The following is a 13,769-nucleotide window of genomic DNA, read 5'->3' as shown; positions in this document are numbered from 1 at the left end:
ATCCTTCGTTGATTGTCTTTGTTCGTCTCATTGTGGAGTTGTGATGCTTAGCTGCTGGAAATGGCGCCGAGATTTGGCGCTCGGACTCGCGTGCGTGGTCGGTTTGCTCGCTGCTCCGGGCGTCACCTTTGGTTGGCAGCAAGCGGCTACGGAAGCGAAAGAAGCCGAGCCAGCCGTTGAGCCATTGCTGCGGCTCGAGCAGCCCACGGTCAGTCGCACCGCTTCGTTCGACGAGTTGTCGCAGCAGTTTGCCGAGGTGCGCAAAACCAGGAAGCATTTTGCCACCGGTCAGATCGAACTCTTCGAGGTCTATGAACGCGCAATGAACACCGCGTTTCAAGGCGTCTATCCGATCAACGATCGCATCGCCCTACTCAAGAAATGGAGCGACGAAAAGCCCGAAGATCCAACACCTCTCATCCTTCTGGCCCGGTTTTTGGTGATGCTGGGCTGGGATGCGCGCGGCCAAGGTTTTGCTGGCCAGGTTACGGAGGGAGGTGGCCGCAAATTTATTGAACGCTTACAAGAAGCAGCCGTACACGCCAAAGCCGCTGAGAAGCTGAAACCCGCGGATCCAGAGCTGTACCGAATCCTGATTGAAATCGGCAAGGGCTTGGGAACGGCAAAACGCGACGATGTGATGGGTTGGGTCAGAACCGCCAGCAAAATCGACCCCAAGTACTATCCCGTTTATCAAACCGCTGCTGAGTTTTTTCTGACGCGCTGGCATGGAGAACCCGACGACATTGCCAAGCTGGCGGAAGAACTGCAGGAGTCGCTCGCCGGTGACGACGGCTACGTTGCTTATGCGCGAATCGCCGAACGGGTCAATTGTTACGACCACGAATTGCTGTACGAAGGAAAGTTGGATGGCGAGAAAGTTGAAAAAGGGGCGTTGATCCTCGCCAAGCAGTTTCCGCGTGCGCCGCAGCTGGTCGATTTTCAGGCGATTGTGGCTTGGAAAGCTTTGCGACATAGCGATGTGAAGCGTTTGGCCAAGCAACTGAAATGGAAAGGTCCCGAAATGCGGCATTGGGGCGACGAGCATCGCTACAAAGCCTTTGTCGCCTATGCCGACGCTCCTCCTGTGGCCGACAAGCCCGAGAGTTTCTTCTGGCCCTCGTCTTATTACGTCAACCGATTTGCACTGGCAGACAAAGATCGACGGCTGGTAACGATCCCGTTCGCGGTGGCTGGCACGACTCGGTTTTGGAGAGCCGAGCCGCCGCACGATCGCGACAGTGGCATTGCTCCGTTGCCGACAGCACCAACCGACATTCAAGCCAGCGCCGCCGGCGATCGTCTGCTGATGGAAATGGACCACAACATGCGCTTCGGCGCCTTAATCTTCGACTGGGCCAAGGTCGGCGAGCCGGTGCTGATTCAGCGCTTTGATTCGCTGCCCTACTCGGCCCTGAGCCCGAATGGCAAAATCTGCGCAACGCAGCATGGCACAATCTTGTCCGGCAAGGTAACGATCCGACTGTGGGATACAGCGACGGTCAAGCAACTCGCGGTGATCGAGCCCGATGCCCAGCACCCCAAGCTCTACTTTTCGCCAGATAGCAAATTGCTGATGGTGAACGAAAATCTCAAGGTTTGGATTTACGACGTCGAAACCGGCAAGGAAGTGCACAAGCTCAGCGGTGCTTGGCGGGCGACTCCCTACAACGGAACCAAGCCTGTCGGCTTTGTGGGAGAAGCTACGTTGCTGGCAACTTCCAGCAGTTTCAAGACCCGCAAGCAGGTGATCGTTGAATGGAACGCCCCGAAAGATGAGTGGACGGAGAGAGTCGAAAGCTCTCCGCGGTCGCAGCTACGGATCGAAGCGTTTAACGAAAAGGTGCTGGTCGTCGGCGGATTCCGGACCGAAGATCCTCCCGAGGACGGCAAGACAATCCGCGAGAGTTATCGCCTCGACATCTTCCAGCGCAACAATGGCAAGTTGCTGGGATCGATCGATGGTCACACCACCCGCATCACTAGTGCTCGCCTGACCGCTGATGGGAAAACGCTCTTCACTGCCGAAGACTACGGCCCAATCCAGCGCTGGAAGATGCCGATCCCTGCCGAGGAATAAGCGCTGGCAGTTGTTAAGGAAATTCCTGCGGATTTATCTTGGCCGCGAACGTCCTTTCGCGCTTGAAACTCCTAGTGAGTTACCGATGGCATTGACCCAAATGCAGCTGATTCAATCCCTGGGCGAAGCGCTGGCTTGGCTGGAGCGAGAACTCAATTGGGGCGTGCCACCAACGGAGCTGCGTCATCTATGCGGTCGAATCGGCGAACTTTATGTCGCTATGCTCACGAACGGGCAAATGGCCACGGAAGTAAATCAGCGTGGCTATGACGTGGTGAGCGGCGGAGGTGAGCGAATCTCGGTGAAAACCACCGCTCAGACTGGCTATGACGGTCACGCCACATTTAATCCAAATTCACTCGATCAAGTTGATCGCATCGTAGTGCTGAGGATCAACACGGAAGAGATGCAGGTTGAAGTTTTGGTGGATGGGTCGGTCAATGAAGTCCGCAAACTGATGGGAGGCGACGGAAATAAGCTCGCGCTTCCTTACCGAAAACTTGTCAAACGAACAAAGCCAGAGAGCGTAATTCCGGCGATCAAACAGGTAGAAATCAACGGCTACGTCGTCAAAGAACTAGAGAGTGGAACGATCGAAGTTTTGCGAGGAGAGATTCCGCAGCATCCCGCCAAACCGATCCTTCGTGAAATCGCGAGTTCGTTGAACATCGGTCTTCTGAATGCGAATGGAAATCCACATAACACGCGCTCGCTCGGCAGCCAGATTGTGAAGTCCGTGCAAGAGCTCACGGCAATTCCGCCAGGGGAACAAAGCTAGAAACTCGTTCGCTGCGATTCTTCTACGGCATTAAAGAAAATTCCGTTCGTTTAATCTGCGTGAAAATTCTTTCGGCCTTGAAAGACCCACCTAACGGAAATGATAGTTAATCCGCTCGATTAGCGAGCGAGATCTTATTGATTTGCCCGAGGACTGTCGCGTGCCGATTACTGTCATTTGTGAGGACTGCAGCCATCAGTTGGTCGTGGGCGATCAGATGGCGGGCAAGCAAGGCTTGTGTCCGAATTGCAAAACGGTTCTCACGGTTCCGGCTCAGATCGATGCGGCTGCACAGAAAGCGATCGGTCACTCGGTGGCGACGGCTGGCGCACATACTGCGGTGCGGTCTGTCCCCGTGACCACCGTCACCAAACATCAATCCGCTGTCGCGCCGGCCGCACCTGCTGCTGCAGCGAACGATGCCTTGCAAGGTCCTGCGCTGCGCGCTGCGGTGATGAACGGTTTTCGCGGCTCGTTTCCGCCGGTGCCGACGGCGCACAACTACAAGCTGGGGATGTTTCTCACGGCTTCATTTATGGTGCTGTTGCCGCTGGTTTATTTGCTCGTGATCTTTGCCGTGGGTGGCGGCGTGCTGTGGCACTTGTCGAACAATCACGTGATGTTGCACGGCGTGCGGGGCCGTGGCGCGATGATTGTCTTTGCCATTTACATAGCGCCGGCGATTATCGGCGCCATCATTGTGGCCTTCATGTTCAAGCCGTTCTTTGCCTGGCCCGGCCGGCAGGGACGAACTCGCAGTGTGACGCAGCAGAGCGATCCGCTACTGTTCGAATTTGTCGAGAAGATCTGCGAGCTCGTCGGCTCGCCGCGGCCGCGGCGGATCGACGTCGATTGCGATATCAACGCCTCGGCCAGTTTTCGCAACGGCTGGCTGAGCCTGCTCGGCGACGACATGGTGCTGCGCATCGGCATGCCGCTGGCGGCCGGTTTGTCGCTGCAGCAATTCGCCGGTGTGCTCGCGCACGAGTTCGGCCATTTCAGCCAGGGGTTTGGCATGCGGCTGACGTATGTCGTGCGTTCGATCAACGGCTGGTTCACGCGCGTCGTCTTCGAGCGCGACGCCTGGGACGAATGGCTGCAGGAAGCCGCACCGTCGCTCGACCTGCGCATCAGCTGGATTCTGTATCTGGCGATGGCGGGCATTTGGCTGTCGCGGCGGATTCTGTGGTGCCTGATGTACTCGGGGCATCTCGTCGCCGGTTATATGCTGCGGCAGATGGAATTCGATGCCGATCGCTACGAAGCGCGGCTGGCCGGCAGTGAAACCTTTGGCGCGACTTGCCGACAATTGCGACTGCTGCAGTTTGCCTGGCAGGGCGCGCAGGCCGATCTGAACACTTACTCGCGCGAAGGCCGCTTGGCCGATAACTTGCCGCGGCTGCTGATGGCCAATCTGAAACAGCTCCCGCCCGAAGCCAAACAAGCCGTGGAAGAAATCATCGCCAAAGAAAAGGGCTCGCTGTTCGATTCGCATCCGCCCGATCAAGATCGCATCGCTTCGGCGCAAGCCGAGCAAGCGCCGGGCGTGTTCTTCAGCAACTTGCCGGCAACGGCGATTTTTGGCCACTTCGATGCCATCTCCCGCGGTGTGACCGAGGATCTCTATCGCAGCATCTTCGGCCCAGACTTTCAATCGACCGCCATGCACGCCACCGACGGCTTGCTGGCCCGCAGCGAGAAAGAGCAGGTTCGCTCGGAAGCCCGCGATCGTTTCTTCGCCGGCGCCTTCACGCCGCTCCGCGCAATCCGCTTCCCTTCGCTGTACGAAGCGCAGCAAGCTTCGGGAAATTATTGGAAGGAAGAGTTGGTCGCCGCGCGCAACACCATGCAGCAACTGGCGCCCGCCTGCCGCGAAGCGATCAAACAACTCGACGCCGCCGACGATCGTCTGGTCGAAATCCTGCAGGCCAAGTCGCTGCAGTCGTGCAACGTCCGCATTCAGATCGAATCGCTCCGCAAATTCGGCGGCGATGCGAGCATGCTGCAAGCCCGGCAGCAGGTGACTTTCCTCACCGGCAAGATCGGCAATCAACTCCAGCCGTTCGAAGAAGCAGCCGGCAAACGGCTGCGCGCCAATCTCTTCCTGCTGCAAAATCCCGCCATCGCCGCCCGCGTGCCGAATGCTGCCGAACTATTCGCCGAAGGGAAACGTCTCGCCGAGCTCGCCAATCAGATCGCCAATTTTCACAGCTCGCTGTTTGAGCTGCGAAATACCAACGCGGTCATGTCCGTTCTCTGGCATCACGTCGAAGGGAACCGTCGCAACGACGCGCTGATCCGCGAGATCATCGATTATTCGAACCGCATGCATCGGCAGTTGCTCGAGCTCCGCGCGCAGTTCAGCAACGTCAATTACCCGTTCGATCACGCCGAAGGCCAGATGACCGTCAGCCAATTCCTGATGCGCACCATTCCGCCCAGCGACGAGCTCGGCCAAATTTACGAAGCAGCCGATTCTCTCGGACCCAAGCTGCTGGAGCTCAACACCAAGCTCCTCGGCCGCTTGTGCACGCTGGCTGAAACGGTTGAAGCGGTGTTTAAATTGCCGCCGCTCGAAGGAGCACCGGCGTAAAGTTGCCGGCCTTAAGCACGGATCTGGAGCGAATCACCTTCAAAGGCGATTCCGAGTTGCTCAATCTCGACCGCGCGGCGCGGCTTACCGGCGGCATCGGTTCCTTGTTCAATCACGCCGCCAATCCAAGCGGGCAAACCGACCTGGCGAGCGATGCCGACGCAATGCATGGCGTCGACTGGCGAAACATACACCGCAAAGCCAAGGCCCATGTTAAACGTGCCGTACATCCCCTTGGCGTCGAGGCCCGCGTGCTGCGCGATGAAATCAAAAATCGGCAGCGGCGGAATTCCCTCGCCAGTCAAACGCTTGCAGCGATAGATCCACGGCTCGTCGAGACGCATCAACTTGCGCCAACCATGGCCCGTGAGATTCACGGCATACTTCAGCTGGATGCCCGCTTCCTGGCAGGCCTCGATGAACGGCACATAGATCCGCGTCGGCGCGAGTAAGGCTTGAGCGAAGTTCTGCGACTCCGTTACCGGCGTGAGATAACCTTGCGGCAAACGCGAAGCGAGATCGCGGCAGAGCGTGAGCCCATTCGCATGAATGCCGCTGCTGGCGAGAAAGACCATGGCATCGCCGGCCTGCAGTTGCCCAGCAATCCGCAATTCTTTCGGCTTGATCCGGCCGAGCGTGGAACCGGCGAGGACGATCGTGTCGTCACATACCAGATTCTTCAGCGCGGGCGTTTCGCCGCCGCCCCACACCGCGCCGCTCTGACGGCAGCCTTCGGCAAACCCTTCGGCCAGGTCGCGGGCGCGGTTGGTGTTTTCAAACCAGCTCGCATTGCCGACGGCAGCGTGCATGGCGATCGACAGAGGGAGCGCACCGACCGTGATTAGATCGTTGACGATCGAGGCCACCGTATCGACGCCGATCGCGTGGTAATGACATTCGCCTGTGAGCTTGAGGAGCGCATCGGCCACGAGATTCTTCGTGCCGAGGCCCTCTTCGACGTGGGCGATGTACTCGTCGGGCGTTTCGAGCAGATAGGCGCTCTCGCCGCGGATACCCGCCGGCTCGGTCACGCCATGCTTCGCCAGCAAGCCCGTCGTCGTGGCAGCCGACCGCTGACAGTGACGCTTGAACTCGTCCAGAACGTCGTAATTCACACCGGATGAATGATAATCGAGAGGCTTCATGCCGCTGATTTTAGCGAGGAAGCGGGGAAGAGGTTAGGGGCCAGGGACCAGAGGTTAGAGGGAGCGGAGCCCGTTGGAACTCCCTCTCCTCGGTACTCCGGGGAGAGGGCCGGGGTGAGGGGCCGAAGCGGCGAGCGACTTCCCGCGCTCTTACTCCAAGAAAACAAACTCATTGCTATTCAGCAGCGCCCGGCAAAAAACCGGCAACCCTTCTGATTTGATTGCCTCGACACATGCATTCAATTCTGCCAAGTCTGGCGTCCGCTGAAACGCAATCGCAAAACCCAGTTTCACTTGCACCGCAGGATCACCAGACTCTCGCGACAGGCGCGCCGCAAACATCTCGACCTGCGTCAGCAGCAACTGGCTATTCAACAGATTGAGCGCCTGCAATGGCGTCGTGCTACGACTCCGCTTCGGCGCTACTTGTCCGCCGTCGGGACAATCGAACGCCCCGAACGTCGGATCGACCTGCATCCGCACCTTCGTCATGTAGATCATCCGCCGAAAATCGGTCGCCGAAAACTTCTGCTTCGGCGTGTAGACCCGCACGTAGTTCGCATTCGGCTCGAACGGACTAAAGCCCGGTCCGCCAGCCGAGAGATCGAGTACGCCGCTGGTCTGCAGCATCGTGTCGCGCAGCGCTTCGGCTTCGAGACGGCGCGGCGGGAACCGCCAGAGAAATCGCGAACCGGCATCGACGGCGAGACCGTCCTCGCGAGCAGCGCTCGCTTGCTGATAAGTGGCCGAGGTGAGAATCAGGCGATGGATGTGCCGCAAACTCCAGCCGCTGTCGATCAGCTCGGCAGCGAGCCAATCGAGCAACTCCGGATGCGTCGGCCGCGTGCCATTCACGCCGAAGTCGCTCGGCGTATCGACCAGGCCTTCGCCGAAGTGCCATTGCCAGAGTCGATTGACGATCACGCGGGCCGTGAGCGGCTGTTGCTTGTCGACTAGCCAATTGGCCAGCGCGAGTCGTCGCTGCGGCTCGGTAGCGCTGGCTGAGAGTTCAAACGGAATGTTGATCGCCGAGAGGGCCCGCGGCGCGATGGCTTCGCGCGGTTGCAGTGGATCGCCGCGATGGAACCGCAGCGTCGCGCCGGGCATCTGCATGCGGCCCGCGTAGGCCTTGGTCGTGACGGCTGCCGATGTCATCTCTTTTTCGATCGCCTGGCGTCGCGCGAGAAACGCGGCGAGCTCCGGCAAATCAGCGGCAACCTGCGGCTTGTCTTTTGTCGCCCGATCGGAACTGCTCGCCGCCATCTTCCACGACTCACCGTCGAGGGACGTTTCGATCTTGTATTCCGTTGCGACCCGATCCGCATACTTCGGCTGCGGCAGCTGATCGCGGCCCCAGCGGAAACCACTGATTCGCTCCGGCTTTGCCAACTTCAACTCCACCCAGCCGCGGCCCGCTTCGTTCGAAATCCAACTGAAGTCGTTGCCGAACTTGCCGTCGTTGATGTGCGCAAGTTGATGCTTCGGGTTGCCTGCGTACGTTCCCGATGCCGTCGCAGTCGTACCGTTTTTGGCGAGTGCGACGTTGCGGCCATCATCGGCGGAGAGAACCTCGAGCTCATCAAGACACGGTTCGGCGGAGTTCGAGGCGAGCGCGGTGAATCGCACGAACTGAGCCTCAATCGGCGCGATGCGATCGTAGTTCGTCGTCGCCACGACCACTTTTCGCCGCGGCGCGTTTTGCTCGGGCAGAGCGAGCGGCTCGAGCGCGAGGAGTTGCTTGTCGAGTTCATTCCGCTCGGCTTGCAGCTTGGCGAGTTGCTGCATGCGTTCCGGCGAAGTCGTCGCCGCGAGATCTCGTTCGCCGTGCTGCACGCCTTCGAAGATGGCCTTCAGCGCGTAGTAATCGGTCTGCGGCACGGGATCGAACTTGTGATCGTGGCAACGAGCACAACCGACGGTCAGTCCGAGAAAAGTCGCACTCGTCGCACTCACAATGTCGTGCAGTTCGTCGGCTCGCTGATTGGCACTCAAAACGGGATCGGGACTGCGAACCTGATCCCAGGCGCCGGCGACGAGAAAGCCGGTGGCGATTTCGCTGCCGACCACATCGCCGGCGAGCTGTTCGCGGAGGAATTGATCGTAGGGCTTGTCGTGCTGAAAAGCTGCGATTACGTAATCGCGATACGGCCAGGCATTCGGCCGTTCGTTGTTCATTTCAAAGCCATGCGACTCGGCGAAACGGACCACATCGAGCCAATGGTGAGCATAACGCTGGCCGAAGAGGAGCGAGGTCAATCGCTCGTCGACGAGTTGTTCATAAGCGAGCGGGTTGGGATCGGCAGCGAAGTTCTTAACTTCGACCAGCGACGGTGGCAGCCCCCAAGTGTCGAGCGACAAGCGACGAAGCAGCACGCGGCGATCGGCAGGGGGCGAAGGCTGCAGGCCTTTCTGCTCGAGCGCGGCGAGAATGAAATGATCGATTGGATTCTTTGGCCAATCGACATTCTTTACGGCTGGTAGCGCGGGCCGTGCGATCGGTTGCAGAGACCACCAATTGGCTCGCAATGGTGCTCGTTCGACGAGTTTGCGCTCAGCGGGCCAACGCGCGCCGGCGGCGATCCAGGCTTCAAAGAGCTTCACCTGTTCCGCCGTCAGCTTTTCGCCTTGCGCCGGCATGAGCGGTTTATCGCCAGCGATCATATCGATCAACAGACTCCCCGCCGGTTTGCCCGGCTCGAGCGCCGCGCCACTTTCGCCACCTTTGATGGCAACCTCGCGCGAGACGAGCGACAGACCGGCTTTGCGAGTTTCGTCGTTATGACAACGCAGGCAGCGCTGCTCGAGGAGCGGCGCGATATCGCGAGCAAAGTCGACCTCTGCTGCCTGCACGGTCGCGGCAGCAAAGAGCAGGATGGCGAGCGTCGCGATTCTCACGTGCATGCGCACAGCCTTTTAGAAATGCAGATTTTCGCGCGGCGTTTCGGCGCTTAGTTCGCCAAGTTCCTTGACGAGTTCGGTTTCCTTGCTGCTCAGTTTCTTCGGCACGACGATCATCAGTTCGGCGTACAGGTCGCCCTGCGTACCATCTTTGGCGTGAATGCCTTGTCCCTTCGCGCGGATCTTTTTGCCGCTCGACGTGCCGGCGGGAATCGTCAGGGTCAGTGTGCCGTGCGGCGACGGCACTTCCACTTTGCCGCCGAGGCAAGCTTCGGCGATGGTCACCGGCACCTTCACGGTCAGGTCGAGACCTTGCCGCGTGAAAGATTCGTGCTCGCCGACGCGAACCGTGATGAGCAGATCACCCTTCGGACCGCCGTTGGGCGAATCCTCACCGAGACCGCGGTAGCGAATCGTTTTACCCGACTCGATGCCGGCGGGAATCGAAACGTCGATTGTCTCGCGATTGCCGCCCGGGCGATTCATCGTCAGGCTGACTTTGCCGCCGACGACCGAAGTGCGAAAGGGAATTTCCAATTCGTGTTGAACATCCTGGCCGGGCGTCGGTTGTTGCTTTCGACCGCGTTTGCGGCCGCCACCGCCACCTTCAAAACCACCACCGCCGCCTCCGCCGCCCATGCCGAACTGACGCATGAGATCTTCGAGCGAGATGCCGCCGGCAGCACCACCGCCCCCGCCGCCGAACATATGTTCGAAGCCGGGCGGCACTTGTCCGCCGCCACCGCCACCAAACGGATTGCCACCGGGAAAACCGCCGCCGGGCGCGCCGCCACCCATCTGGTCGTAATCGCTGCCGAACTGGTCGTACATCTGTTTCTTTTTCGGATCGTTCAGCGTTTCGTAGGCTTGCTGCACGTCCTGAAACTTTTGCTTGGCCGTTTTGTCGTCCGGATTCAGGTCGGGATGATACTTGCGCGCGAGATTGCGATAGGCCTTCTGAATTTCCTCGGCAGATGCGCCTTTGCTCACACCGAGCGTTTTGTAAAAGTCCTTGCTCATTTGGATCGCAGATTGCTTGGATTGCAGATTTCAGAGGTCAGATTGCAGATTGGCAGACGGTTAGCTTTTTCGCTTTAGCCATTCTACAACGGCGAGCCCCGTTGCGGAGTTCGTGGCTAGCGGCACGCTGTGAACATCGCAGACCCGCATCAATGCCGAAACGTCGGGCTCGTGCGGCTGGGCGGTGAGTGGATCGCGGAAGAAAAAGACGGCGATCACTTTTCCCTCGGCGACTCGGCCACCAATGATCAAGTCGCCACCAGCGGGGCCGTGGGCCACGCGTTCGATATCGAGTTGCAACTCATCGGCAATCAGCCGGCCAGTGCTGCCGGTGGCGACCAGCCGATGCGCGGCAAAAACGTCGCGATGCTGCCGGACAAATTCCAGCAGCGTGGGTTTGAGTTGATCGTGAGCGATGAGGGCGATCATTTTTGATAGTTGCCTTCCATGTGATGAGCATTTTTGTCGTCGACAACGATACCTCCGGGCACGCGATTGTCGACCACCATATTGCCGCGGCCTCCGCGGATGATGACTGCCGCCGATTCAGCCGCAGGTTTCAAATCGTCTTGAATCAAACAGTCGGAGAGTCGGCTGTCGCTAACATCGCGCAACTCGACCGCCGCCGGCCGGCAATCAAGAAAAGTACAGCCGGTAATATTCAAACGTTGGCACTTCTCGACGAGTAATCCCGGCTCACCACCCATCGGGTGATGCAGTTGCAGGCCGCTGATCGTCGAATCGGAGCAATTTTTGATCACTGCCGTGTTGTTGGCTTCACTCGTGTAACCATACAGCGGATTTCGCTCCATCAGGTTGCTGCCGATCACCAGCTGCGTGCAATTTTCGCAAACCAGGTTGTGCTTGTAGCCCTGCCAGAGCGTATTCCCGGTGATCGTCACCCCGCGGGCTTGCTTCAACTCGATGTTGGTTTGCACATCAGACAGAACATTGTCGGCAATCGTGATATGGCCGCATTGAAACTTCAGCCGTTCTCCTTTCCGCTCGACAACGCCTTCGCCCCAAACGCGAATATTCGCACCGTCTGGGCATTTCGAACCGTGCTGAATTGTGCAACCGACGATGGCCACTTCGGCGACGCTACCGCCGGTGCAATCGAGGAAAATGTTGGCCGCCGCGGGGGAATCGGCCGTATCGCCCATGTTGGCTTCGATGTCGCAGCCGCTGATGTGAATATTCCGGACATCGCCGCCGCGATTCACCACGCCACCTTGCCGGCAATAGCTGATGTGACAGCCGTTGATATTCGACTGATGCAAATTGACGTGGTCGTAGAAAACGCCAATGCCGCGGTTCTCGTAAATGTGACAACCCTCGATCAGCACGTTGCGATTGCGATTGACCAGGTGAACCGCATGCCTCAAGTGCCGCATCACCAGACCACGCAGCGTCAACTGCATCGTGCCATCGGCTTCGATGCCATCGGCTTCGATGCCGTCGGCGTTGTTCTTTTCATCGGTGGCCGAACTGCCGATGATCTCGAGATCGCGTACCAGCGGCGCGCGTTCCTTTTGCCACACGCCGGGCTTCACCGAATTGGGATCGGCCGTGCCGCCGTGGGTGCCGACGATTCGCAGCGCCGGCCCTTCGCCAACCATCTTCAAGGTCGCGGTGCCCCGGCCATCGATCGACGTGAAGCCCACCTTGGCGAGATCGATGACGACGGTCTTTTTCAGCAGGTAAGTCCCCGTCGGCAACACGATCGCGCCCGCCGAGGCATCGATGGCCTTCTGCAGCCCCGGCGCATCGTCGGTCACGCCGTCGCCGGCCAGGCCGCGCGGCTTCGACGGCGTGGGTTCTTTTTTCGCCCCTTCTTCCTTGACTGTCTGCGCGACAAGCGACCCAGAACTGACATTCAGCAGCCAAACGCAGGTCACGAATAGCCCCAAACCGAGCCCAATCAGCGACACCTGGACGAGCCAACGCGAAATTCTGGTCATCACAGTTCACCTACCTGAAGGAACGGAGAAAATTCTAGGCTGGAGGGTTAATTTCGCACAAATTTCCGCCACAAGCTTCGCATTCCACCTAGTCGTAGTTATATTACCTCGGCTGCGTAACCCGCAAAGTCGGACTGCTACTGCAGGGACGGGCTGTTGATCGCAAGCATGAAGTTGGTGGTCGGGCTTCTTCGGATAAGGAGTCACCTTGTCGGCCTGGCTAAGAAGCAATGCGTGGAGGGATTGAGGAAATGAGTTATTCACGAGGATTGGCCCTGCTGTGGGCCGCTGGCATGCTGGCCGGTAATCTGCTGGTTGCAGACACCGCCGAAGCTGGCCGCCGTCACCGGTGCTGCGATACCTGCGCAGTGCCCGTGTACGCCGCTGCCGAATGTGCCGCGCCGGCTCCGGCGCCGGAACCTGTGACCGTCACCAAGACGATCATGGTTCCCGAAACCGTTTATGAAACGATGACGGTTCCTGTGACGGTTTACAAGCCTGTCACCAAGACCCGTACGGTCACCGTCTATCGCGACGTGGCCAAGACTCGCGACGTCAAGCGGATGGTCACGCAGTACGTGAACGTTCCCAAGACGCGCACCGAAAACTACGTCGTCTGCACGCCGACCTGGAAGGAAGTCACCCGCGACGTCACCGTCAACGTGGCCGAAACCGTCACCCGCGAAGGCACTCGCCGCGTTTGCAAGCCGGTCGTCGTCACCGAGACCCGCACCGTTTGCCGCGACATGGGCGCCTATGAATGCCGCACTTATACCGATTGCTGTGGTTGCTGCCGCACTTGCCAGGTTTGGGTTCCGAACGTGGTGAAGCAAGACGTCCAAGTCCAGGTCTGCAAGACCGAAGTCGTTGACGTTCCCTACAGCTACAACGAAACCATCTACAAGCCCGTGACCCAGACCAAGACCTTCAAGGTGCAAGAACTGGTCAAGGAAACGAAGAGCCGCGAAGTCAACTACACGGTTTGCGAAGCTCAGCAAGTCGAAAAGACCTTCACCGAACGGTACTGCGAACGCGTTGCCGAACAGAAGGAAGTCAGCTACACCGAAATGGTCGCTGAAACCGTGCAAAAGGAAGTCCGCGTTGCCAAATGCGTCCTCACGCCGAAGGAAGTGACCTACCAGGTCTATCCGAACGGCGGTTGCGTTCCTTGCAAGTAAGCTGATTGCAGACTTTGGATTGCAGATCGCAGATTGAAAAACCTGCCTCGCAAAACACAGAAGACCGGTGAGCTGCAGCTCATCGGTCTTTTTTCGTTGACTGCTGATGCGATTAG

At 58.9% G+C, this 13,769-nt stretch carries 9 protein-coding genes; 4 read left to right on the top strand and 5 right to left on the bottom strand.

All coding sequences use genetic code 11. The features are described 5' to 3' along the window. Nucleotides 1-43 precede the first annotated feature (43 nt). The 3 genes from M9Q49_RS02735 (at nt 44) to M9Q49_RS02725 (ending at nt 5,451) form a co-directional block, all read left to right on the top strand. Nucleotides 44-2,080 carry a hypothetical protein gene (locus tag M9Q49_RS02735; RefSeq protein WP_254507114.1) on the top strand — a complete coding sequence of 679 codons (2,037 nt, stop codon included), beginning with the start codon at nt 44-46 and terminating at the stop codon, nt 2,078-2,080. Then, the gene (locus M9Q49_RS02730; protein ID WP_254507113.1) at nt 2,004-2,858 is read left to right on the top strand and encodes a DUF6998 domain-containing protein; all 855 of its coding nucleotides are present in this window, start codon (nt 2,004-2,006) and stop codon (nt 2,856-2,858) included. The genes M9Q49_RS02735 and M9Q49_RS02730 overlap by 77 nt, the downstream gene beginning before the upstream one ends. 160 nt (nt 2,859-3,018) lie before the next feature. Next, complete coding sequence (locus M9Q49_RS02725; RefSeq protein WP_254507112.1) at nt 3,019-5,451, top strand: M48 family metallopeptidase; 2,433 nt, start codon at nt 3,019-3,021, stop codon at nt 5,449-5,451. An 11-nt stretch (nt 5,452-5,462) separates the two neighbouring features. Here the strand turns inward: M9Q49_RS02725 and M9Q49_RS02720 are convergent, their stop codons facing one another. The 5 genes from M9Q49_RS02720 to M9Q49_RS02695 form a co-directional block, all read right to left on the bottom strand. Next, the gene (locus tag M9Q49_RS02720) at nt 5,463-6,596 is read right to left on the bottom strand and encodes an AIR synthase related protein (protein ID WP_254507111.1); all 1,134 of its coding nucleotides are present in this window, start codon (nt 6,594-6,596) and stop codon (nt 5,463-5,465) included. 150 nt (nt 6,597-6,746) lie between these two features. Next, on the bottom strand, nt 6,747-9,497 hold the full coding sequence (locus tag M9Q49_RS02715; protein WP_254507110.1) for a DUF1553 domain-containing protein: 2,751 nt from the start codon (nt 9,495-9,497) through the stop codon (nt 6,747-6,749). Nucleotides 9,498-9,509: 12 nt separating this feature from the next. Then, the gene (locus tag M9Q49_RS35330; protein WP_261365019.1) at nt 9,510-10,514 is read right to left on the bottom strand and encodes a J domain-containing protein; all 1,005 of its coding nucleotides are present in this window, start codon (nt 10,512-10,514) and stop codon (nt 9,510-9,512) included. A 60-nt stretch (nt 10,515-10,574) separates the two neighbouring features. After that, entirely contained in the window at nt 10,575-10,943 is a 369-nt protein-coding gene (locus tag M9Q49_RS02700; protein ID WP_254507109.1) for a methylglyoxal synthase, read from the bottom strand. Then, nucleotides 10,940-12,475, bottom strand: a complete 1,536-nt coding sequence (locus M9Q49_RS02695; RefSeq protein ID WP_254507108.1) for a right-handed parallel beta-helix repeat-containing protein — start codon at nt 12,473-12,475, stop codon at nt 10,940-10,942. The genes M9Q49_RS02700 and M9Q49_RS02695 overlap by 4 nt, the downstream gene beginning before the upstream one ends. Nucleotides 12,476-12,726: 251 nt before the next feature. Here M9Q49_RS02695 and M9Q49_RS02690 point away from each other — a divergent pair, with 251 nt between their 5' ends. Beyond that, the gene (locus M9Q49_RS02690) at nt 12,727-13,653 is read left to right on the top strand and encodes a hypothetical protein (RefSeq protein WP_254507107.1); all 927 of its coding nucleotides are present in this window, start codon (nt 12,727-12,729) and stop codon (nt 13,651-13,653) included. The last annotated feature ends 116 nt before the right edge of the window (nt 13,654-13,769 follow it).

The organism is Anatilimnocola floriformis (assembly GCF_024256385.1).
In the GTDB taxonomy this organism is placed as follows: Bacteria; Planctomycetota; Planctomycetia; order Pirellulales; family Pirellulaceae; genus Anatilimnocola; species Anatilimnocola floriformis.
Note: the sequence above shows the minus strand (reverse complement) of the source record. Positions and strands in the feature narration are given on the sequence as shown.